15 protein-coding genes are annotated in these 22,518 nt (G+C 67.7%); 6 read left to right on the plus strand and 9 right to left on the minus strand.

Annotated features, from left to right (window positions below; all coding sequences use genetic code 11):
* Positions 1–84: 84 nt before the first annotated feature.
* On the plus strand, positions 85–1,347 hold the full coding sequence (locus tag ACFCV3_RS11290; protein WP_376028860.1) for a YncE family protein: 1,263 nt from the start codon (positions 85–87) through the stop codon (positions 1,345–1,347).
* On the opposite strand, the gene ACFCV3_RS11295 is transcribed toward ACFCV3_RS11290, so the two are convergent.
* Positions 1,344–1,949 (minus strand): VOC family protein, encoded by a 606-nt coding sequence (locus ACFCV3_RS11295; RefSeq protein WP_376028863.1) that lies wholly within the window; start codon positions 1,947–1,949, stop codon positions 1,344–1,346. The two genes, ACFCV3_RS11290 and ACFCV3_RS11295, sit on opposite strands and share 4 nt — an antisense overlap.
* 98 nt (positions 1,950–2,047) lie before the next feature.
* On the opposite strand from ACFCV3_RS11295, the gene ACFCV3_RS11300 reads away from it, so the two are divergent.
* The 3 genes from ACFCV3_RS11300 to ACFCV3_RS11310 all read left to right on the plus strand — a co-directional run bounded on the left by ACFCV3_RS11300 (position 2,048) and on the right by ACFCV3_RS11310 (position 7,024).
* Positions 2,048–3,331 carry an alpha/beta hydrolase gene (locus ACFCV3_RS11300; protein ID WP_376028865.1) on the plus strand — a complete coding sequence of 428 codons (1,284 nt, stop codon included), beginning with the start codon at positions 2,048–2,050 and terminating at the stop codon, positions 3,329–3,331.
* Complete coding sequence (locus ACFCV3_RS11305) at positions 3,328–4,107, plus strand: SGNH/GDSL hydrolase family protein (RefSeq protein ID WP_376028868.1); 780 nt, start codon at positions 3,328–3,330, stop codon at positions 4,105–4,107. The genes ACFCV3_RS11300 and ACFCV3_RS11305 overlap by 4 nt, the downstream gene beginning before the upstream one ends.
* 79 nt (positions 4,108–4,186) lie before the next feature.
* Positions 4,187–7,024: an AAA family ATPase gene (locus tag ACFCV3_RS11310; RefSeq protein WP_376028869.1), complete on the plus strand. Its 2,838-nt coding sequence runs from the start codon at positions 4,187–4,189 to the stop codon at positions 7,022–7,024.
* Here ACFCV3_RS11310 and ACFCV3_RS11315 read toward each other — a convergent pair.
* On the minus strand, positions 7,014–8,819 hold the full coding sequence (locus ACFCV3_RS11315) for a S8 family serine peptidase (RefSeq protein ID WP_376028872.1): 1,806 nt from the start codon (positions 8,817–8,819) through the stop codon (positions 7,014–7,016). The two genes, ACFCV3_RS11310 and ACFCV3_RS11315, sit on opposite strands and share 11 nt — an antisense overlap.
* A 142-nt stretch (positions 8,820–8,961) precedes the next feature.
* On the opposite strand from ACFCV3_RS11315, the gene ACFCV3_RS11320 reads away from it, so the two are divergent.
* Positions 8,962–10,341: a PKD domain-containing protein gene (locus ACFCV3_RS11320; RefSeq protein WP_376028874.1), complete on the plus strand. Its 1,380-nt coding sequence runs from the start codon at positions 8,962–8,964 to the stop codon at positions 10,339–10,341.
* A 566-nt stretch (positions 10,342–10,907) separates the two neighbouring features.
* Here ACFCV3_RS11320 and ACFCV3_RS11325 read toward each other — a convergent pair.
* Positions 10,908–12,014 carry a GDSL-type esterase/lipase family protein gene (locus ACFCV3_RS11325; RefSeq protein ID WP_376028875.1) on the minus strand — a complete coding sequence of 369 codons (1,107 nt, stop codon included), beginning with the start codon at positions 12,012–12,014 and terminating at the stop codon, positions 10,908–10,910.
* Between the two features lie 100 nt (positions 12,015–12,114).
* Here ACFCV3_RS11325 and ACFCV3_RS11330 point away from each other — a divergent pair, with 100 nt between their 5' ends.
* Positions 12,115–14,514 (plus strand): tetratricopeptide repeat protein, encoded by a 2,400-nt coding sequence (locus ACFCV3_RS11330; RefSeq protein WP_376028878.1) that lies wholly within the window; start codon positions 12,115–12,117, stop codon positions 14,512–14,514.
* 30 nt (positions 14,515–14,544) lie between these two features.
* Here ACFCV3_RS11330 and ACFCV3_RS11335 read toward each other — a convergent pair whose 3' ends face one another.
* The 6 genes from ACFCV3_RS11335 to ACFCV3_RS11360 form a co-directional block, all read right to left on the minus strand.
* Positions 14,545–15,627, minus strand: a complete 1,083-nt coding sequence (locus ACFCV3_RS11335) for an ABC transporter ATP-binding protein (RefSeq protein ID WP_376028880.1) — start codon at positions 15,625–15,627, stop codon at positions 14,545–14,547.
* Positions 15,628–15,640: 13 nt separating this feature from the next.
* Positions 15,641–16,714: an ABC transporter ATP-binding protein gene (locus ACFCV3_RS11340; RefSeq protein ID WP_376028881.1), complete on the minus strand. Its 1,074-nt coding sequence runs from the start codon at positions 16,712–16,714 to the stop codon at positions 15,641–15,643.
* On the minus strand, positions 16,711–17,724 hold the full coding sequence (locus tag ACFCV3_RS11345) for an ABC transporter permease (protein WP_376028882.1): 1,014 nt from the start codon (positions 17,722–17,724) through the stop codon (positions 16,711–16,713). The genes ACFCV3_RS11340 and ACFCV3_RS11345 overlap by 4 nt, the downstream gene beginning before the upstream one ends.
* Before the next feature lie 102 nt (positions 17,725–17,826).
* Complete coding sequence (locus ACFCV3_RS11350) at positions 17,827–19,596, minus strand: ABC transporter substrate-binding protein (RefSeq protein ID WP_376028883.1); 1,770 nt, start codon at positions 19,594–19,596, stop codon at positions 17,827–17,829.
* 68 nt (positions 19,597–19,664) lie between these two features.
* Entirely contained in the window at positions 19,665–20,657 is a 993-nt protein-coding gene (locus tag ACFCV3_RS11355) for an ABC transporter permease (RefSeq protein ID WP_376028885.1), read from the minus strand.
* 229 nt (positions 20,658–20,886) lie between these two features.
* On the minus strand, positions 20,887–22,452 hold the full coding sequence (locus ACFCV3_RS11360) for an ABC transporter substrate-binding protein (RefSeq protein WP_376028888.1): 1,566 nt from the start codon (positions 22,450–22,452) through the stop codon (positions 20,887–20,889).
* Positions 22,453–22,518: the final 66 nt, after the last annotated feature.

Raw genomic sequence — 22,518 nt, forward strand, 5'->3', positions numbered from 1 at the left:
CGGGCATCTCACACTGGAAAGTGAAGATACCTCACGGTAATCTCCTGCTCACCTACCGTCCCCACCGCCCCTGGGAGTCGCCCCATGCTCAGGATCCGTTCTGCTCGCCATGCCCGGCCGCGGGCCCCGTTCCGGCGCCGGCCGGTGATCGCGCTGGCCCTGGCCGGTCTGGCTGCCGGCAGTCTGACCACTGCTGCCGCCGCGGACACCGCGGCCTTGCGCCCGGTGATGTTCGTTGGGAACAACTGGGAAGGGACGGCGGACGTCCTGCAGCCGTCCGGGACCTTCGCCAAGATCGGCCGGGTCAACATGGTGCCGGACAAGGCCGAGCGGCTCGCCGAGATCTACCTGAACCCGATCAAGCTCGGCTTCTTCCTCGGTATCCGCAACGGACCCGGTGAAGGCCACGACCAGCTGGTCGACGACCTCTACAGCAGCCCCGACGGTACGGCGATCGTCGCGTCCCGGCCGAGTTTCGCCGACGTCGTGTCGATCGACATCGCGACCGGGCAGGTGAAGTGGCGGTTCCCCGTGTCCGGCTTCCGCGCCGACCACATGGCGCTGTCACCGGACGGCCGGCGGGTCGCGGTCTCCGCCTCGACGTCGAACACCGTGCACGTCCTGGACGCCGCGACCGGCGTGCAACTGGGCTCGTTCCCGACCGGCGACAAACCGCACGAGAACGTGTTCACCGCGGACGGCAAGATCTGGAACTCCGCGATCGGTGAAGTCTTCACCGATCTGGACAGCCCCGGCTGGGACTGGACCAAGGGCGACCGCAGGATCACGGTCGCCGACGCGACGACGTACCAGGTGGTCAAGGTGATCGACATGCGCCCGTGGCTCGACGCCTTCGGCCGCAGCGACCTGTCCGACGCGGTCCGGCCGGTCGCGTTCACCCCGAACGAGTCGAAGCTCTACTTCCAGGTGTCGTTCTTCAACGGCCTCCTCGAGTACGACGTCGCCTCCGACGCCATCACCCGCCAGGTCGAACTGCCGAAGAACCCGAACACGAACGAGGACCGCACCACCTGGGTGAACGACTCCCGTCACCACGGCCTCGCGATGAACCCGGCCGGCACCAAGCTCTGTGTCGCCGGCACCATGGACGACTACGCGACCGTGGTCGACCGCAGCACGCTGACGCACGGCCCGCTGGTCACGGCGAGCAAACCGTACTGGGCAACGATCAGCGCCGACGGTCAAAGCTGCGTGATCTCCGAGAGCGGCACCGACCAGATCACCGCGATCAGCTTCGCCACCGGCCAGAAGCAGGTCTCCGTCCCGGTCGGCGACCACCCCCAACGAATCCGCCTCGGCCGCGCACCGACAAGCTGGCCGAACTAACTGACGGTGTACTCGCCGCGCGGGCCGCGGAAGGTCGCGGTCAGCGCGGCGGGTCCGGTGCTGAGGTCGAGGCTCGTCGACAGCAGTTGGAGGACTGCTCGCAGCTCGTCGGCCTGTGGGTGGGTCGCGTGCAGGCTCACCAGGTCGACGGTCGGCAAGGTCGTGGTCGGGTGCGGCGTCGTGCCCCAATCGATCAGGAACGGGACCAGGCCGTCGTACAGGTACTCCGGGGGTGTGCTGACTCGCCAGCTGAGTAGCTCGCCGTTCGGGGTCTTGCGGGACAGCGGTCCGATCGTTCCGAGGTCAGTTCCGGCCGCTCGTGCGGTCGCGAGTACGGCGTCGATGTCGGCCGGGTGGATTGCCCAGGTGAGGAACCGCTCCGCGCCGAAGTCGAACGCCGGTTCCCGGGTCGCGTCCACGTCCGGCCCGAGCAATTCCAGGTACGCCGTACCGCCCAGGCCGACCAGGAAGTTCCGGGTACCCCACCGCTCGTGCCGGCCACCTTCCACCGGATCGACTCCGGTCGCGTCGGCGAACCGCCGTACGGTGCCGAGGAGATCGGCGGTGCCGAGGACGAGGTGGTCGAGCAACTCTGCGGGCATGCCCTGACGGTAGCGGTGTGACGGGCGAGACACCGCTCGTGCCAACCAGCGGGACGGGCTCGGCGTCACCCGGGTGGACCGTTGAACGGGAGGCTGCGATGGGACTGGCAGAGATTTCGCTGCTCGGGGGTTGGTTTCCGGCCGCGCTGGAGGTGCTGGCGGGCGGATTGTTGCTGATCGCGGTCGGGTGGCGCGATCGGCGCTGGCGGTGGCGGCTGGTTCCGCTCATCGCAGTGTTGTCGGTCGTCGGGGCCCTGCTGGCGTCGTACCCGGGAGCGCAGTTGGTCGGGATCACGGATCCGCTGCCGCTGGGCGTGTGGGTGTGGTTCGGGGTCGGTCTGGCTGCGCTCGTCGTACTGGTCGCCGGCTGGAAGTCTGCAGGCTGGCTGCGGCGCGGAACCGCCGTACTGGCGATGGCGGTCGCGGCCCTCGTGTGTGCGAACCAGGTCAACCAGTTCGTCGGGTACTACCCGACGATCGACTCCGCGGTGAGCGACTGGACCAACGCGCCGCTGCCCGGGCAGGTGTCGATGACCGGGCTCGCCCAGGACTCGGGTGGGCGGAGCCTCCCGCGGGCCGGCAAACTCGTGTCGGTCGACATCCCGGCGACGTACAGCGGGTTCACGCACCGCCCGGAGCTGGTCTACCTGCCGCCGGTCTGGTTCCGCAGCGCGAAGCACCATCCGGCGTTGCCCGTGGTGGAGGTGATCGGCGGTGAGCGCGGCGCGCCCGCGGACTGGGTGCGGCTCGGGAACGCGGTCGACACGGCCAACGCATATGCCCACCAACACCACGGCTATGCGCCCATACTGGTGTTCGTGGATGCGACGGCCTCGTTCGACAACGACACCGAGTGCGTCGACGGCCCGCGCGGGAACGCCGCGACGCACCTGGCCCGCGACATTCCGCAGTACGTCGAGAAGACGTTCGGAGCCTCCCGGAATCCGGCCCAATGGGCGGTCGCCGGGTTCTCGATGGGCGGGACCTGCGCGATCGACCTGGTCGTCGAGCACCCCGGCACCTTCACCCACTTCGTCGACATCTCCGGCGACCTGGAGCCGAACAGCGGCGACGACCACGACACTTTGATCCAGTTGTACGGTGGCTCGGTGGCGTCGGAACAGGCCAATGAGCCGCTGAAGGTGATGCATGCCCACGGCAAGTACACCGGCGTCAGCGGCATGTTCCTGACCAGCACAGCCGAGAAGACCCACCAGCGCGAGGCCCACCAGCTGTCCCGGGCCGCAGCCAAGGTCGGTATCCCGTCGACGGTCCAGGTCTCCCCCGGCTCGCACGTCTGGCAGTTCGCCGGTCCGGCGTTCGCCCGGTCCTTCCCCTGGCTGGTCGGCCAGCTCAACCCACCCCACCACAGGTCGGCGTGACGCGCAGACTCCTCATCCTCGCCGTCACGTTCGCGTTGGTCACGCTGACCGTCGCGGCGGACGCACGGCCTGCCACTCTCGACGTACCCACCGGCAACCTGAGCGTGCTCGCGCTCGGTGACTCGGTCACGTCCGGCTACCACTGCTACTGCGACGCCTTCCCCGCCGAGTACGGCGACCTGCTGGCGCAGCGCACCGGCACGGGCGTGACCGTCCACAACTTCGGGGTCGGCGGGCTCGACTCCGAAGGTCTCCTCGAGGAGCTCGACCGCTCCAGCTCGCAGATGGCCCGGGCCGCCACCGACGCCGACTACGTCCTGCTCACGATCGGCGCCAACGACTTCGCCGGGCACGAGGACGACGTCACCGCCGGACGCTGCACCACGGAGTGCGTCAGCGCGGAAATGGCCGGGCTGACGCGCAATCTGCGCCGAATCCTCGACCGCATCATCGAACTCGACACCCACCGGACTCCCGAGATCCTGGTGACGGGCTACTGGAATGTCTTCAAGGACGGCCAGGTCGCCCGCGAGTCCTACCCGCTCCAGGGACAGAACGCGACCCAGGCCCTGACCCAAGCCACCAACCAGGTGATCGCGAGTGCCGCTCAGGCTGCCCACGCGACGTACGTCGACGTGTTCACGCCGTTCGAGACCGCACCCGACATCACCGGCCTGCTGGCCCCCGACGGCGACCACCCGAACGCGGCCGGGCACGCCCTGATCGCCGACCTGTTGCTCAAGGCCACACCGGCTCCTCGAAAGCTCACGGGCTGAGGTTCTTCCAGGACGGTCGGTGACGAACTAGGGTCCCCTCAACGATGTACACGACTTCGCCGCCCCCGAGGAAGTGACCATGCCGCGCTCGTTCCTGCTCCGCACGAGCTCACCTGTTCTGGTGGGCCGGAGCGAAGAGCTCGAGGTGCTGGTCTCGACCGTGCCGCGGCGGTCGACCGTGGTGATGATCGAGGGCGAGGCCGGCATCGGGAAGACCCGGCTGGTCGACGAACTGCTCGCCCACCCCGACGTCGCCAGACTCACGGTCCTCGTCGGGCACTGCCAGCCGCTGCGCGAACCGTTCCCGTACGGCGCGGTGATCGAAGCACTGCGGTCCCTGGCTCCGCGCGTCCCGGCCGCCAGATCGGCCCCGGCTGACGTGCGCCCGGCCCCCACCCTGACCCGCCTATCCGCGCTCAGCCCGCTCGCCGGAGCCTTGCGGCCACTCCTGCCTGAGCTGGCAGAGCTGCTGCCACCACAGCCCGAGCCGATCGGCGACCCGCACGCCGAGCGGCACCGAACCCTGCGCGCGACCCGCGAGGTGCTAGCCGCGATCGGCCCGGCGGTCCTGGTCGTCGAGGACCTGCAGTGGGCCGACGACGGCACCCGGCAACTGCTCCGCTTCCTGATGGCCGACCCGCCCCCGAACCTGTCGGTCGTCATCACCTACCGCCGCGAGGACCTGGCCGGCCACCTTCCCCTCGGTACGGCGTACCGGCCGCCCGACCACGTGGCCGGGATCCTCCTGCAGCTCCGCCCCCTCGATGTCGACGCGGTCCGGGTCCTGGCGGCCGCCATCCTGGAGCACGAGCCGGTGAGCGAGGAGTTCGCCGACCGGCTGCACGAGCGGACCGCGGGGATCCCGTTCGTGGTCGAGGAGCTGTTGCGCTCCCTGCACGGCACGGCCGCCCGGCTGCCTGACGAGGTCGAGGTACCGGTCCTGCTCCGCGACGCGTTCGCCGACCGTCTCGCCGGGCTCCCCGACCTCGCGCACCGAATCGTCCACGCGGCCGCTGTCCTCGGCGTACCGGCAGGCGTCGAGCAGCTGTCGGTCGTGGCCGGTATCGACCCCGAACATGCCGAGCTCGCGCTGATCCAGCTCGCCCGGGCCGGCGTCCTGCACGAGACCCACCCGAACCGGTACGGGTTCCGCCACGTGCTCGCCCAGCAGGCGGTCTACGACTCCCTCGAAGGACCCGCCCGCCGCCAACTGCACCTCGCCGCGATCGACGCGTTGCGCGGCACCGAGCCACCCCCACTCGTGCAGCTCGCCGAACACAGCCGCCGGGCCGGGCGCCGTACCGACTGGCTCCGGTACGGCGAAGAGGCGGCCGACCGAGCCACCGAAGTCGGCGACCCGGCCGTCGCCACCGGTCTCCTGCAGCGGCTCCTCGCCGAGCCCGACCTGCCGACCAGCGAGGTCGACCGCCTGGCCACCAAGCTCGGGTCGGTCGCGTACGCCGGCCTCGACCAGCACGACCCGGTCGCGACCTTGGACCGGGTGCTGAGCGACCAGCGGCTGTCCACCGCGGCCCGCGGCGAGGTCCGGCTCCTGCTCGGCCGGCTGCTGGTTCGCGAGAGCGGACGGATCGCCGAAGCCCGCCTGACCATCGGCCAGGCCGTCGACGAGCTCGCCGAGCGCCCCGACCTCGCCGCCCGCGGCGCTGCCCTGCTCGGTACGACGTTCATCGGCGACACCCCGTTGGCCGAGCATCTCCCGTGGCTCGAACGAGTCGACGAGTACCTGGTCAGTTGCGACCAACTCGAGATCCGGTTCTCCCTGCTCGCCAACCTGCTCGGGTCCCGGCTGTCCATCGGCGACCCGGCCGTCCTGTCCGACCTGACCGCCCTCCCGACCGCCGTCGAGTCCCAGGCCGAACGCCGCCAGCTCGCCCGTACCCGCTGCAACCTGGCCGACTCCTGTACGACGATCGGCCGGTTCGACCAGGCCCGCGAGTTCCTCGCCAGCGGGATCCGGCTGGCCGCAGAAGCCGGCAGCCCCTTCGTGGTGAGCACCGCCCGCTCCACCGAGGTCCGCCTCGACTGGTACACCGGCAACTGGTCCGGCCTCACCGAACGCGCCACCCGGCTGCTCGGCGAGTACCGCGACTTGTTGCCGGTAGCAAGCGAACTCTCGCTGGTTCTCGGCCTCCTCGCGATCACCCGCGGCGAATGGCCGGCCGCAGCCGAGCACCTCGGCCGCACCGGCGTGCACAGTCCACAGGACGCGATCACGCCGATCGCGATCGGTGGCTACGCCGGACTGGCCCGGATGTGGCTGGCGCAGGACGATCTCACCGCCGCCACGGCCATCGTCGAGCGTGGTCTGCAACTGGTCCGGCGCAAGGGTGTGTGGGTCTGGGCCGCCGACCTCGCGCCGGTTGCCGTGAGCACGCTGCTGGCGACCGGTCGGGTCGCCGAGGCCGCCGCATTGACCGATGAGTTCGCGGCCGGGATCGCCGATCGGGACGCCCCACTCGCTCAGGCGGCGCTGTGGTCCTGCCGCGGCGAGATCACCGCGGACCCGGAGCAGTTCCGATCGGCAGAGGCAGCGTACCGGGCTTTGGATGCGGTCTACTTCGCCGCGCAAGCCTCCGAGCGGGCCGAGACACGCGATCTGCCCGCGCTGGCCGACTGGTACGACGTACTGGGTGCGACTCGCGATGCCGCCCGCTGCCGGCACGACCTGCGCTCCCGCGGGACGCCCGCCCCGTCGCGGCGAGGTCGCCGGGGCTACGGGCTGGAGCTGTCACCGCGGGAGCAGGATGTCGCCCGGCTCGTGTCGCAGGGCCTGACCAACCGCGAGATCGCCGAGGTGCTGTTCCTGTCGCCACGGACCGTCGAGCAACATGTCGCGAAGGTGCTGCGGAAACTCGGAGCGGTCTCCCGCTCCGAGCTCGGCCGCATTACTGGCTGAAACAGAAGCCCTGAGCACCTACTGCCCAGCACTGGATCTGCTTGGTCGCGGTACTCGTGTTGCCGCTCCGATCGGTGACCTTCAGTTCGGCGGTGTAGGTCTTCTGGGTGTTGGCGTAGGTGTTGGATGCGGTCACACCGGTCCCGGTCTTGCCGTCACCGAAGTTCCACGCGTACGACGCGATGTCGTTGTCCGGGTCAGTCGAACCCGAACCGTTGAAGCTGCACGCCGCCCACTGGCACTGCACCGTGAACGACGCCTTCGGCGGCTGCCCGGCCGGTGGCGCACCCGCCTGCACCTGCTTCGTTGTGGAACCCGTCTTCCCAGCATCGTCAGTCACCGTCAGCTTCACGGTGTAGGTTCCGGCGGTGCTGTACGTGTGCGACGGCTTGGCGCCGGTACCCGTCTGGCCGTCCCCGAAGTCCCACGCGTACGACGCGATGGAGGGTCTTGAGGCGGAGCCGTCGAAGGAACAGGTCAGCGAGTTCGCACAGTTCGCGGTGAAGGAGGCCGTCGGGCCGCCCGGCTGACCGCCGCCGATCTTGCTGACATCGAGCAGCTTGTTCGGCGAACCCGCGCCCGGGTTCTGCACCTTGCCTTCCTGCGCCATGTTCACCAGCGCGTCGCGAACCTGCGCCGGGGTCGCACTCGGGTTCGCCGACAGGTACATCGCCGCCGCCCCGGTCACGTGCGGCGCGGCCATCGACGTACCGGACATGCCCTTGCTTCCGTTGTTACTCGAGTTGCTGGCCGAGGTGATGTTGCCACCGGGCGCGAAGATGTCCACGCAGGATCCGATGTTGGAGAAGCTCGACCTGCTGTCGTTGGAGTCCGTCGACGCGACGGTGATTGCCTCCGGCACCTTGGCCGGGCTCGGCGTACAGGCGCTGCCGCCGTTGTCGTTGCCCGCCGCAACCGACCAGACGATGCCGGCGGCAATGGAGTTCTTGATTGCCCGGTTGACACCTTCCGGGTCGGCATTCGCGCCACCGGACGTCCAGCTCGCGTTCGCCACGGCCGGCTTCACCGCGTTCTGGGTGACCCAGTCGACGCCCTGGATGGAGTCCGCGTCAGGGGCGTTCCCGTCACAGCCGAGGACCTTCACACCGACCACGGTCACATCCTTGGCCACGCCGTACGTCTCGCTGCTCGACGTACCGGCGGTGTGCGTACCGTGGCCTTGGTCGGTCGGGTTTTTGCACTCGTTGACGTTCGCGTCCTCGTCGACGAAGTCGTACCCGGATTTCGCCCGGCCCTCGAACGAGACGTGGTCGGTGTTCAGCTCGGAGTCGGTGTTGTAGACGGTGACGCCGGTGCCGGTGTTCGGGTACTTGTAGACGCTGTCCTTCACGCCGTCGATCCGGTCCAGGCCCCACGACGGCGGATTCGGCTGCTCCCCCGCCGCCGCGATCCCGGCCACCTGAGCACCGAACATGTTGCCCTGGACATCGGCCCGATGCACCCACAACGACTGCTGCACGAACTCCACCTTCGGATCAGCCGCGAGCCGCCGCGCCTGCCCCTCGGACATCTTCACGGCAAAACCCCGTAGAGCTGCCGAATACACGTTGCGGATCGTGCCGCCGTACCGATCAGTCAGTACGTCGGCCTCGGCCCCGACCGTCGCTGCGGCGGCCGACGTACCGCCGTACAGCCCGACGATGTACAGACCGGGGACAGTGTCGGGTGCGCCGGCGTTCAGCACGGTGCCGGTGGGCGCCGCCTGGACCTGACCGGCGCCGGCCACGACGAGCGCCAGGGTAGCGGCGAACAGCCCAATGGACTTTCTACGCATGGTTCCTCCTTCGGATCTGCAGCCACTGTCGAGGCGGGCGATCCGCGGAACAATCCGTAGTGGGGTAGGTAGTAATAGATGCGTAGCCCTACCTATCCCTGCGCGGATTGTTCGGTCTGCGGCAGCTGGTGATGCTGCGGTCATGAGACGACTACTGGCAGCCCTCACCACGTTGATCGCATTCAGCCCCGGACTCGCGTACGCCGATCCACCGTCGTACGACGCGGTCCTGCCGAACGAGAACCCGCCGACCACCCAGATCATCGGCGGGCAGCAGGCCTTCGTCCGCGACCACCCGTTCGTCATCGCGATGCTGCGCGAAGGCGGTGCCCGGCCGCAGGGCCAGACCTGTACGGCGGCCGTCGTGGCGCGCCGGGTGATCGTCACGGCCGCGCACTGCAAGGACGGCCAGGGCACGAAGTCGATGCTCTACGGCTCGGACGACCTGACGAAGCCCGGTGGGACCAAGCTCGCGGTCAAGGAGTACCTGCAGCACCCGAACTACCAGCCACCCAACGGCTGGCAGCAGGGCTGGGACGTCGGCATCGTGGTCACCGAGACCGACATCCCGGTCCCGGCCGGTTACCAGTACCCACGCGTCGCCAGCTCGGCCGACGGCACCCTCGACGACCCGGGCCGGAAGGCGCTGCTGCTCGGCTACGGCCGGGTCCGCGACGGCGAGAACGAGTTCGGCCACCTGAAGAAGGTGGAGAACTTCCCGCTCGTCGACGGCCGCAACACCTGCGGCTCGTTCGGTTCGTTCAACGACGCCTACATGATCTGCGGCGGTTACGCCGACGGCCACGACGGCATCTGCCAGGGTGACAGCGGCGGCCCGATGCTCGTCGACGGCGTCGTCATCGGCGTCGCCTCCTGGGTCAAGACCGGCTGCGGCAGTTACGGCGCCTGGGGCAAACTCACCGGCGTGATGGGCGACTGGGCCAACGAAACCATCAAGAAGTACACCGAAGAACCCGGCGCCCCGGTGGCGTCCTTCACCGCCAACTGCTCAACCACCTCGCTCGACTGCACCTTCGACGGCTCCGCCTCGACCGACCCCGACGGCTCCATCGCGTCGTACGCCTGGGACTTCGGCGACAACCAAACCGGCACCGGGGCCACTCCCTCCCACACCTACGCCTCGGCCGGCACCTACACCGTGAAGCTGACGGTCACCGACAACTCCGGCAAGACCGCCTCGACCACCCAGCAGATCCAGGCCGGCGCCCCACCTGCCGGCCAACCCCCGAAAGCCGCCTTCACAGTCCAATGCCAATGGGCCGCCTGCACCTTCAACGGCACTGGCTCAACCGACCCCGACAACGACATCGCGTCGTACAGCTGGACCTTCGGCGACGGCAAAACCGGCACCGGCCCTACCACGACCAACACCTACCCCAACACCCAGAAGACCTACACCGCTGGGCTGAAGGTGACCGACCGCGCCGGCAACACCAGCACCGCCACCAAACAAATCCAATGCTGGTCCGTAGGAGCCCAAGCCTTCTGCTTCCCCCAGTGAGGTAGCCCCACGACTCCCGGAACCACCTCCTTCCGGGAGCCCCCTCGCCCGGTGGATGCCCTCCCGCTCCCCGCCCCCACAACGTCCGAAGAACCCGTACGCGTGGTCTCCGGATCGTCGGACGTTTGGGCGCTGAGGGGCGTTGGTCGGTGATCGGTGGGTCAGCTGCCAGCGGGCCTCTTTCCCGCACTCGGCGATCGGCCACAGCGCACGTACCCAGCCGAGTCCTTTCGCGCCTCAACCCACTCAACCGCCACACCTAAACCGGTGGGTTCGCGCCCACCACCGGGGGCTTGAACAGGTAATGCACTGTCTCAACCCACCATTTCCTGTTCACGGCCCCGGGTTTCGGCCCCGCGAGGGCGTTGGCGCCGGTCTTGTGAGCCGTTCTTTCGCTTTCCTTGCTCCCAACACCAAACTCCCCGGCAGTTAGACAAGACGTCTTGCACAATACCCATTGTGGGCAGTGGCGGTCCCCCAGGCCATCACAAGTGGGGTCCGCGGGGTCGGCTGAGCGCGGCAGCCGTCGGCCAGCAACGATTGTGATGGCCTGCAGGTCCGCGGGGTCAGGCTGTGGGGACCGGGCCTACGTCGATGGCGTCGAGCTCGGAGTAGCAGTCCCCCTTGGTGAACCGGACGACGTTCTGGCCGGCATTGAGGGGGACGTCTACCGCTGTCACCGAGAGCAGGTCCCAGCTGTACGACGGGTAGACGACTGTTGACTGTGGGCCGTTGTTGGCGGCGACCTTGTGGCTGCAGTTCGTGCCCATGCCGTTGGCGGCGCGGGCTCGGATGCGGTAGTTGCCGGCTGTGGGTACCTGGAAGGTGAATGCGACCACGCTGTCGTCGAAGTCGATGTAGCGGGCCTTACCGCCACCTGAGGCCGACGTGATGCGGCCGGTCTGAACGTGCGTGAGGGTCGCGTTCGCCGTCTGCTCGGCTTCCAGCCGCAGCAGGGGCTGGCCGGTGAGAGCGCCGTACCAGAGGCCGGCCGCCTTCGACAGCGACCCGTAGTTGGGGTGCAGCGCGTCGGCCATGTCGAACGGGTTCGAGAAGGCCTGGTTCGTGTCCACGAACGTCACCTTCTTCCCGGCAGCCGCCTTGGCCGCGGCCATCGCCGGGATCGTCGCGTTGAACGCGTCGACGTGCGCATCCTTCAGCTCGTCGTTGATCGGCGGGATGCTGCTCACGAACGTCTGCGTGTTCGGCAACGTCTGCGCGATCGTGTCCAGCAACGTCGACAACCGCCCCGGCGCCGCCCCCGACGACTCATCGGTGTGCATGTCGTTCGTGCCGATCATCAACGTCACGACATCAGGCTGGTAAGTGTTCAGCCAGCCGACGACACTGCCCTGGATCATCTCGATCGTCCAGCCGCCGTGCCCCTCGTTGTCCTTGTCCGCCAACGCCGCCGACCCCGAACTCACCGACCCGACAAAATCCACCGGCCGCTGATCAGCCCGCAACAACTGCCACAGATCAGTCCGGTACCCACCCTGCGCAGCATCGGCCCCCGCCGTGATCGAGTCCCCGATCGGCATCACCTTCGTCGGCACCGCCCGCACCAACGGCACCGCAACCGCAACCTCCGCCGGCGCCTCCCCCGACGTCATCCCGAACCCCAGCAACGACCCAACCAACGCAACCGGCACAGCGCGCAACACTCCACGCATCACAACTCCTCCTCAAGGCGGCTCCCCCGATCCTCAGCCACCCCGCCCCACCCCACAATCCTTTCCAACTCCACCGAACCCTCCTGGCACAATCGGCTCCGTGGAGGAAACGTTCGCCGACGCACTCCGGAAGGCCCGCCAGTCGCGGGGCCTCAGCCAGGAGGCGCTGGCCGTGCGTGCCGGTCTCAGCGGTCAGGCCATCGGCCTGCTGGAGCGCGGCGTGCGGAGGTATCCGCATTTGACCACCCTCGACAAGCTTGACCTGGCGCTCGAGCTCACCGCAGAGGAGCGTGCGCACTTCAGGCGACTTGCCGCACGTGGCACCCCAACCACACCGACCGGCCCCGAGACCGGCGGTCCCGCCTGGACCGTCACCGACCAGCTTCCGACGACGCGAGCCTCGTTCACCGGTCGCGTCGAGCACCTCGAGGAACTCAAGGAAGCGCTGACGGCCGGCGAAGTGCAGGTGGGCGCGACCGTCGTCGTCACCGTTCGCGGGATGGCCGGCGTGGGAAAGACCGCCCTCGCGGTCGAGGCCGCCGACGCCTGCCGAGCCACCTACCCGGACGGCATCCTGTTGGTGAACCTCCGCGGGTTCGGCTCCGGTACGCCGCTCTCCGGCGTCCAGGTGATCGGACAACTCCTCCGGGCCACCGGCGTACCGGCCGAGTCGGTGCCCGGTGATTCGGCTGATGCGATCGCCGCACTGCGCACCCGCCTGGCCAACCGCCGAGTCCTTCTGCTGCTCGACAACGCCCGCGACGTCGCCCAGGTCGCCGACCTGATCCCCAGCGCGAGCGGCTCAGCCGTCCTCATCACCAGCCGCAACACCCTCACCACCTTGCCGGCCCGGCTCCACATCCAGCTCGAGCCAATGCCCGCCACCGAGTCCGTCGAGCTCCTCACCCAATCCGCCGGCAGCGAATGCCTCGGCGACTCCGCCGACCGAATCGCCGAACTCTGCGGCCACCTCCCCCTGGCACTCTCGGTCGCCGGTGCCTGGCTCCTTCGCCACCCCGACACCTCAGCCGCAGAACTCGTACGCCGCTTGGAGGACGAAACCCGCCGTCTGGATCTCCTGGGCGTCGACGACCTGGACGTCCGCGCCAGCCTCGCCCTCTCGATCAACCAACTCACCAGCAGTCCCCGCCCCCGCGACCACGAAGCCGCCCAAACCTTCACCCTCCTCGGCCTCTCAGCAGCCCAAGACTTCACCCCCGAGTCCACCGCCGCCCTCCTCGAAACCACCCCACCCAAAGCCGGCGACCTCCTAGAACACCTCACCGACCTCCACCTCCTCGAGTCCCACACCCCCGGCCGCTACCACTTCCACGACCTCGTCCGCGCCTACGCCCACGAACTAGCCCACCAACTCCCCACCGAAGTAGGCACCGCCGCCATCGACCGCCTCCTGACCTTCTACCTCGCCGTCGCCTGGCGCTCAGCCGCCCTCGCCGACCCCCATGCCGCCAGGACAGCCTGGGACGGCCGTCCTCCGGCGCCGGACTTCCCAGTCTTCGAAACCTCCGAACAGGCACTCACCTGGCTGGACAGCGAGCTCTCCAACTACTTGGCGATCATCGATCGACTCACCTCGCTGGGAACCGGCGACGAGGCCGTCGCCGGTATGGTTGTCGGTCTCTACAGCTACTTCGTCAAGCGCGGCAACCTCGCAGACTGGCTGCCGGCGATCGACCGGGTTGTCGATGGACGGATCGGCCGCTGGACCCTTGCTCAGCTCCACGCAGACGCGGCTATCGCACTGGCCGAGCTGGCCCGCTATGACGAGTCGGCGCTGCGCTTCGGACTAGCCCACGACGCTTTCGAGGCCATCGGGAACCTGCGCGGCCTCTCCCTGACAGCCAACAACAAGGCACGCCTGCTCATCCGCATGGACAGGCACGCCGAAGCACTCCCCCTCGCCCAGCAGGCACTTGCGACCAACATTCAACTCGGCAACGCGCGGGCCATGGGGGCCTCCCACGGCACGCTCGCCGAGATCTACACCGAGCTCGGGGACTGGCCCGCAGCGGAGAAGTCAGCGGCAGCAGCTGTCGACCTGTCTGCCACGGCCGGGAGCCAAGGCATGGCCGCGAACTTCAGGATCGACGGAGCCTGGGCACGTGCTCGATCGGGTCATCCCGAGGATGCGATCGCCGACTTGGCGCTCGCTCTGTCGGAGCTGCAACAGCTCGGCCTGCGCAAGAACGTCTGCGACGCGCACTGGGTTCTCGGCATGACGTACCTGCGTATGATCGATTTCGAATCCGGCCTCGAGCAGGCCGAGTCCGCCCTCGAGATAGCAGTCGACGTGAACGACCGGCGGCGAGAGGCACAGATCCGGGTCCTCCTGGGTGAGCTGCTGAGCGAGATCGGCGAGCGCGACGAGGCCGTGGCCAACCTGGAATTCGCGCTCACCTTCTACGAGCAACACCATCCCGGCAAGGCCTCGAAGGCCGAAGCCCTTCTGCAGAAGGTCCGGAACGGAACCAGCGCCTGACAGGTTCGTCAGGCGCTGGTGCTCGTTCAGTTAGTTTCCGGCTTGGTTGGTGGCGGCGGGGGTTGTGGAGACCTCGCCGGCCTGGTTTTCCGGGAAGTGGCAGGCGGCCTGGTGGCCGGGGGCCAGTTGGAGGAGCGGGGGCTCTACCGTTTTGCAGATGTCCTGGGCCTTCCAGCAGCGGGTGTGGAAGCGGCAGGCGGGCGGTGGGTTGATCGGGCTTGGTACGTCGCCTTCCAGGCGGATGCGCTTGACGTTGCCCTTGCGCTTCGTGTCGGGGACCGGAACCGCGGAAAGCAGCGCGACCGTGTACGGGTGCATCGGGGTCTCGTAGAGGCCGACGCGGTCGGCGATCTCGACGATCTTGCCGAGGTACATGACGGCGACCCGGTCGGACACGTGCCGGACGACCGACAGGTCGTGGGCGATCATCACGTAGGTGAGGTCGAACTCGTTCTGCAGGTCCTCGAGCAGGTTGACGACCTGGGCCTGGATCGACACGTCCAGCGCCGACACCGGCTCGTCGGCGACGATCAGCTTCGGGCGCAGAGCCAGCGTGCGGGCGATGCCGATGCGCTGCCGCTGACCGCCGGAGAACTCGTGCGGGTAGCGGTTGTAGTGCTCGGGGCTCAGACCCACCAGCTCGAGCAGCTCCTGTACGGCGCGCTTCACGCCGTGCTCGGTCTTCACGTTCTGCAGCCGGTACGGCGCTCCGACGATCTTGCCGACGGTGTGCCGCGGGTTCAGCGAACCGTACGGGTCCTGGAAGATCATCTGTACGTCGCGACGCAGCGGCCGCATCTTGCCTTCGCTGAGGTGGCTGATGTCGCGCCCCTCGAACACGATCTTGCCCGCGGTCGGCTCCAGCAGCCGGGTCAGCAGCCGGCCGGTCGTGGTCTTGCCACAACCGGACTCCCCCACCAGCGACAAGGTCTCGCCACGGGTGACGTTGAACGTCAGGCCGTCAACAGCCTGTACGGCGCCAGTCTGCCGCTGCAGCAGGCCCTTGCGGATCGGGAAGTGCTTCACCAGCCCGTCGACCGACAGCAACTCTTCGCCGATGGCCGGTGCTTCCACGCCCGGGACGGCGGTCGGATCGATCTCTTCAACAGTCACAGTGTCGTCCCGTTCACAGCTTCGGCTTGATGTCGGTCTCCCACGCGTGCTGGCGCTCCTTCGGGGAGAGATGGCAGGCGACCTTGTGGCCGGCGCCGATGTCGAGCAGCTCGGGGCGTTCGGTCTCGCTGGCGCCGCCGTTCAGGTGTGCGTAGTTGCAGCGTGGGTTGAAGGCGCAGCCCTTCGGCACGTTGATCAGGCTCGGCGGCGTGCCCTTGATCGGGATCAGCCGCTCGGTGCGCTCCCGGTCGATCCGCGGCATCGAACCCAGCAGACCCCAGGTGTACGGGTGCTGCGGGTTGTCGAAGATGTCCTCCGCCGTCCCGTACTCGATCGCGCGGCCGCCGTACATCACCTGGATGTCGTCGGCGAGCTCGGCCACCACGCCCAGGTCGTGCGTGATGATGATGACGGCCGAGTTGAACTCGCGCTGCAGGTCCCGGATCAGGTCCAGGATCTGTGCCTGCACGGTCACGTCGAGCGCGGTGGTCGGCTCGTCGGCGATCAGCAGGTCGGGGTCACACGACAGCGCCATCGCGATCATCGCGCGCTGCCGCATACCACCGGAGAACTGGTGCGGGTAGGCGTCCACCCGCTTGTCGGGCTGCGGGATGCCGACCCGGTCGAGCATCTCGATCGCGTGCTTGCGCGCGACCTTCTTGGTGACCTGGTTGTGCACCCGGTACGCCTCGACGATCTGCGTCCCGACCGTGTAGAAGGGGTGCATCGCCGACAGCGGGTCCTGGAAGATCATCGCCATCCGCTTCCCGCGGAGCAGCCGGACCTCCTCCGGCGTCGCGGAGACCAGGTCCTGGCCGTCGAGGAAGATCTGGCCGCTGATCTTGGCCACGCCACGCTTGTGCAGACCCATGATCGACAGGCTCGTCACGCTCTTGCCGGAGCCGGACTCGCCCACGATGCCGAGGGTCTTGCCGCGCTCGAGCTGGAACGAGATCCCGTCGACCGACTTGACGACGCCGTCGTCGGTCGGGAAGTGCACCTTCAGATCCCGGACGTCGAGGAACGCCTCGCCGCGGTCGATCCGCTGGACGGTGTCTTGGACGGTGTTGTCTGCGGTTTCGGTCACGAGATGCGCACCCTCGGGTCGACGACGGCGTACAGGAGGTCAACGATCAGGTTCGCCAGCACGATGAAGAACGCGGCGACCAGCGTCACGCCGAGCACCTTGGGCAGGTCGTTCACCCGCAGCGCGATGACGGCGTACTGACCGATACCGGGCAGCGAGAACGTCGTCTCGGTGAGGATCGCGCCGCCCATCAGCAGCCCGAGGTCCAGACCGAAGATCGTCAGGATCGGGGTCAGTGCCGAGCGCAGCCCGTGTTTCATCACGACCGTCCGCTCGGTCAGGCCCTTGGCCCGCGCGGTCCGGACGAAGTCCTCGTTCATCGTCTCGAGCATGCCGGCCCGGGTGAGCCGCGCGTACGACGCGGCGTACAGGAAGGCCAGTGTCACCCAGGGCAGGATGAGGTCGTACGCCCACCAGACGGGATTCGTTTCATCCATCGGGTTGGTACCGCCCTGGGCTGTCCAGCCGAGTCCGTAACTGAAGATCGACAGTGACAGCAGACCGGTGAAGAAGATCGGCAGCGAGACACCGGCCAGTGCGACCGACATCAGCGACCGGTCCAGGACCGAACCGCGTTTCAGTGCCGAGATGATGCCGGTGCCGACGCCGGTGATCAGCCAGATGAAGGCCGCACCACCCGCCAGCGAGGCGGTGACCGGTATTCGCGCCACCAGGTCCGGCCACACCGGCTGCTGGGTCAGGAACGAATAGCCGAAGCACGGCGCCGGGCAGTGCTCGGTCGCCGGACCGTAGTTGTACTCCTGCCCGACGAACAGACCCTTCACGAAGCGGCCGTACTGCTCGTAGAGCGGATCGGTGAAGCCGAGCCGAACAGCGGTCTCGTGGATCTGCGCCGCCCCCGCGCTCTTGCCGACATAGCGGGACGCCAGGTCGTCGGCGGTCGCGCCGCCGAGCTTGGGAACCAGGAAGAAGATCGCGAATGTCACGGCCGTGACGATGAAGAGCAGGATTACTGCTCCGATCACCCGGCGGACCAGATATGCGAACACCGTGCTCGGCGTGGTGGCCGGTGATCATCGCTGATCACCGGCCACCGTCAGCCTTCACCTACCTCTGCTGAGCGATTTCGGTTGGTTGGTCAGAGCAACGACTTACTTGAGGCCGATGCCCGCGTAGTCGTACATGTTCTGACCGGCGTTCGTGAAGACGTTGGCCAGGCTGTCCGGCCGGTACAGCAGGCCCTTGGCCCAGATACCCGGCAGCACGCCCGCCTGCTCCATGACCTTCTTGTCGACGTCGACCCAGTACTGGTTGCGCTTGGTCTCGTCGGTCTCGGCCATCGCCTTGTCGACCAGTGCGTCGACCTCGGGGATCCGGACGCCGAGGTTGGTGTTACCACCGGTGGCGCGGATGGTCCGGCTGTCGACGATCTGCTGCAGGAAGCCGAAGCCGTCGTTCCAGTCCGCACCCCAGCTGTAGACGATCAGACCGAGCTTGTTCGCCTTCGCGAAGTCCGGCTTGCCCGCGTACAGCTTGGTGTAGTCACCGGTCGGGTACGGCTTCGTGGTCAGCGTGATGCCGGCCTTCTTCAGCGACTGCTGCAGGGTCTCGGCAACAGCCTTCTCCTTGTTGCGGTCACCACGGAACGCGATGTTGATCGCGAAGCCGTTCGGCTGGCCACACTGCTTCAGCTCGTCCTTGGCCTTCTCGACGTTGCCGTTCTTGTCGGCCTCGAAGCCGTAGTCGTCGAACTTCTGCGAACCGAGCACCGACGGCGGCATCAGGTTCGTCGCGATGTCGCCACCCACCGGGCCACCGTAGGCACGCTGGTAACCCTCGTGGTCGGCAGCGTAGAGAATCGCCTTGCGGCAGTGCAGGTTGTCCAGCGGCGGGACCTCGGTGTTCAGCACGGTGAAGTTCAGGCGCGGGGCCGGCACGTTGTCCGTGTGCGCCTTGAGCTTCGGGTCGGCCAGCACCTTGGCCTGCGTCTCCGGCTGCACACCGGTACCGGCGATGTCGACGTCCAGGTCACCGGCGATCAGCCGGTTGTCGATGTCCGTGCCTTCGACGTTGTACGCGATGGTGAACTTGTCCGGCAGCGCCTTGCGGCCCGAGTCCGGGTCGGTGGCCGGGTCGTAGTTCTCGTTGCGGACCAGGTCGAAGCCCTTGTTGTCGTCGTAGGTGCCGAACTTGTACGGCCCCGTCGCCATCGGGTGCAACTTGTACTTCGCGCCGGTGTCCTTCGCCTGCGGGACCGGAGCGGTCGACGGCAGCTGCGCGAAGTAGTCGAAGCTCGAGAACGGCTTCTTCAGGTGGAAGACGATGGTCTGGTCGTCCGGCGTCTCGATCGCCTTCGCGACCCCGGCCAGTTCCTTGTCCTTGTAGACGCTGAAGCCCTCGGGCACGTCCAGCAGGAAGTCGTTGAAGTACGTCGGGCCGCTCGGCAGCGTCGCCTTGTCCAGCGAGCGCGCGACGGCGTACTTGACGTCCTTCGAGGTGACCGGCGTGCCGTCCTCGTACTTCACGCCCTTGCGGATCTTGTACGTCCAGGTCTTGGCGTCGTTGCTCGGGACACCAGGCGCCTCGGCCAGGTCCGGAACCGGCTTGCCGCCCTCCTCACCCGGAGCCGCCTTGAACGTCATCAGCGGACGGACGTAGTTCCGCACCAGGTTCCAGGACAGACCGTAGTACGTGTCACCGGGGTCAGTGGAGTCCCACTTCTCGGTGACGGCCATCCGAAGCGTGCCGCCCTTTTTGTCACTCGGGCTGAAGATCTTGTCAACGGCCGCGTTGGCCTCGGCCGTGGCGCCGCCTGCGCTGCTGCCACCACCAGGCGTGGCCTTCGGTCCCCCGCAAGCCGCCAGACTCAAGGCGACGGCCGCAGCGACGGCGGTCACCGTCGTGATGCGTTTCCGACTCATCTCTTGTTGCACCCCTTTGTGTGGTTGGGAGCTGTGCGTTCACACGACTCCCGGTTTGGAGAGAAGTACTACCGCGACCGCGGGTCCAGCGCGTCGCGCAACCCGTCGCCGAACAGGTTGAAGGCCAGCACCGTGACGAAGATCGCCAGGCCCGGCGGGATCATGTACATCGGGTCGACCGCGTACCACTTCGAGGCGATCGACAGCATGTCGCCCCAGCTGGCCGTCGGCGGGCGGACACCGACACCCAGGTACGACAGACCGGCCTCGAACAGGACGTTGGTCGGGATCAGCAGCGTCGAGTAGACCAGGATCGGCGCGATCAGGTTCGGCAGCAGTTCGGTGAACAGGATGTACGGCCGCCGCGCACCCAGGCTCCGGGCCGCGTCCACGAACTCACGCTCCCGCAGCGACAGCGTCTGACCACGGATGATCCGGCCGATGTAGGGCCAGCTGAAGAAGCCGATGATGAAGACGATCAGCGCCACCCGCAGCGGGTCACCGCTCAGCCCGAGGATCGAGTCCGGGATCGCCCCGACCAGCGCCAGTGCGAACAGCACCAGCGGGAACGCCAGGAAGATGTCCATCAAACGGCTGATCAGCGTGTCGACCCAGCCACCGAAGTAGCCGGCCACGACGCCCATCACGACACCGATCACCACCGACAACAGCGTCGCCAGGAACGCGATCAGCAGCGAGATCCGGGCGCCGTACAGGATCCGGGCCAGGATGTCGCGGCCGTTGACCGGCTCGATCCCGAGCGGGTGGTCCCAGCTGATACCGCCGAGCCGGCCGATCGGGGTCTGCAGCGACGGGTCGACCAGGTCCTGGTGGAAGTCGTTCGGCGTCACACCGATCAGCTTGCAGATCAGCGGCGCGAAGATCGCCACGATGATCAGCAGGATGACGAAGACTCCACCGGCGATCGCGATCTTGTCGCGCTTCAGCCGCATCCAGGAGATCTGCCAGAGCGACCGGCCCTCGATCTTCTTGACTCCGTCGAGGACGGCCTCCGGCTGGGCCGTAGACGACCCCGGTTCGACCTCGAGTGGTGCGCTCACGCGATGCGACTCCCCTGCCTCATTCGGTTGAACCGGAACGAAATCCGGTATGGCTGCCGCCTTAACCTGCCGCCATTACGGTCTGGAGTCAAACGCCGAATGCGGTGCGTTGCCCGATCGTGATCGCCAGGAAATCGTCCCGTATCGTGGACGTTTCCGCAGTAAAGCACGCCCTCCTACCGAGGGTCGCGGTTACCTCGCAAAACGTTACTGTCATGGCATCTTTGTGTCATTTACGCAGGCCGGACAGATGCAAAAACGCAAGGGGATCCAGAGCTCCGGACACGTTCTCGACCTCATGATCGACAACTACGCTGAGTCGCCCCTGCCAGATCGGCACCACCGGCACCTCCCGGGCGAACACGCCCTGCAACTGCTCCAGCAGCTCCGCGCGCTTGATGCCGTTCTGCTCGACTCTTTCCTGCTGCAGCAGCTTCGTCGCGGCCGCCGAACGGTACCCGTTCGGGAACGGGTCGCTGACCCCGAGGAACGGCGCCAGGAAGTTGTCCGCATCCGGGTACTCCGCGGTCCACCCCGCGAGGTACAGATCGAAGACACCCGAGCGGATCAACTGCTGGTACGCCGGCCACTCCGCGCTGCGCAAGGTCACCCGGAACAGCCCTGACGCGTCCAGCTGCCGCTTGAGCTCCAGCGCCTCACCCTTCGACCCCGGACCGAACCGGGTCGGCGTCCACCCGAGCGTCAGCGGCACCGGCCCCTTGACGCCGGCCGCCTTCAGGATCGCCGCCGCGGCAGCCTTACTCGGCTGCTTGTACTCCGACCGGTACGCATCCGTCGCGCCACCGAAGTTCGGCGGCACCATCGAGTACAGCGGGGTCACGTGCTCGGCGTACGCCTTCTTCACCAGCGCCGGCCGATCGATCAGCTGCGCGACAGCACGCCGTACGGCGAGTTTGCGCGAGGTCACGGACTTCAGCTGGAACGCGACGAACTGGATGACCGCATCCTCGGACTCGATCACCTGCACGCCGCTCATCGACCGGATACTGTCGAGCTGACCGATCGTGAACCCGCGGTACGCCAAGTCCGCCTTGCCCACCGCGTCATTCAGCGCCACCGCGTCCTTGACCAGGGCGATCTGCACCCCGTCGTTCTGCGCGGCACGAGACCCCTTGTACGCCGCGAACCGGGCCAGCGTGACCGACTCCCCCGGCCGGTACGCCGTCAACTGGTACGGCCCGCTGCCGATCGCCGTCGAGTCGAGCAGCTTCTTGGCCGGGTACGCCTCCTCGTCCACGATCGACGCGCCGGTCGTGGTCAGTAGATAAGGCAGCCGGGCATCCGGAGCCTTCAGATTGAAGACCGCGGTCAGCTCGTCCGGCGTACTCACCGAGGTCACCGACGAGAACAGCGGAGCCGGCCCACCCGGGGTCTTCAGAGTCAGCATCCGGTCGAAGCTGAACCGCACGTCCGACGAGGTCAACGGATGCCCGTTCGGGAAGGTCAGACCCTCCTTCAAACTGCACGTGTACGTCGTCGGCGAATCGAACTGGCAGTCCGCCGCATCCGGTACCGGGGTCGGCTTACCCGGCAGGATCGTCAGCAGGGTCTGGTAGAGATTCGCCTGCACGGTCCGCGAACCGACGTCGTACGGACCGGCCGGATCGAGTGAGCTGATCATGTCGGTGGTCGCCAGCCGCAGCACCATAGCCTTCGGCGTGGTCGCCCCGGTGTGCGGCGCGTTGTCGTCCGGCTCACCGCACGCGACCAGGCCGACACCCAGCCCACCGACCGCAGCGGTCACCACCAACCGCCGCCACAACTCGCTCACCATGTCACCTTCCCCAGCCCACTGTGCCTTCTCCTGGCCCAAGCAACGTCCCCCGAGGGCACCAAGTGA

It is taken from the genome of Kribbella sp. NPDC056345 (assembly GCF_042262745.1).
Lineage (GTDB): Bacteria > Actinomycetota > Actinomycetes > Propionibacteriales > Kribbellaceae > Kribbella.

Excerpts from the sequence above, each read along its gene's own strand:
- ACFCV3_RS11290 (WP_376028860.1), top strand. The coding sequence starts at position 85 with ATGCTCAGGATCCGTTCTGCTCGCCATGCCCGGCCGCGGGCCCCGTTC.
- ACFCV3_RS11295 (WP_376028863.1), bottom strand. The coding sequence starts at position 1,949 with ATGCCCGCAGAGTTGCTCGACCACCTCGTCCTCGGCACCGCCGATCTC.
- ACFCV3_RS11300 (WP_376028865.1), top strand. The coding sequence starts at position 2,048 with ATGGGACTGGCAGAGATTTCGCTGCTCGGGGGTTGGTTTCCGGCCGCG.
- ACFCV3_RS11310 (WP_376028869.1), top strand. The coding sequence starts at position 4,187 with ATGCCGCGCTCGTTCCTGCTCCGCACGAGCTCACCTGTTCTGGTGGGC.
- ACFCV3_RS11315 (WP_376028872.1), bottom strand. The coding sequence starts at position 8,819 with ATGCGTAGAAAGTCCATTGGGCTGTTCGCCGCTACCCTGGCGCTCGTC.
- ACFCV3_RS11320 (WP_376028874.1), top strand. The coding sequence starts at position 8,962 with ATGAGACGACTACTGGCAGCCCTCACCACGTTGATCGCATTCAGCCCC.
- ACFCV3_RS11325 (WP_376028875.1), bottom strand. The coding sequence starts at position 12,014 with ATGCGTGGAGTGTTGCGCGCTGTGCCGGTTGCGTTGGTTGGGTCGTTG.
- ACFCV3_RS11350 (WP_376028883.1), bottom strand. The coding sequence starts at position 19,596 with ATGAGTCGGAAACGCATCACGACGGTGACCGCCGTCGCTGCGGCCGTC.
- ACFCV3_RS11360 (WP_376028888.1), bottom strand. The coding sequence starts at position 22,452 with ATGGTGAGCGAGTTGTGGCGGCGGTTGGTGGTGACCGCTGCGGTCGGT.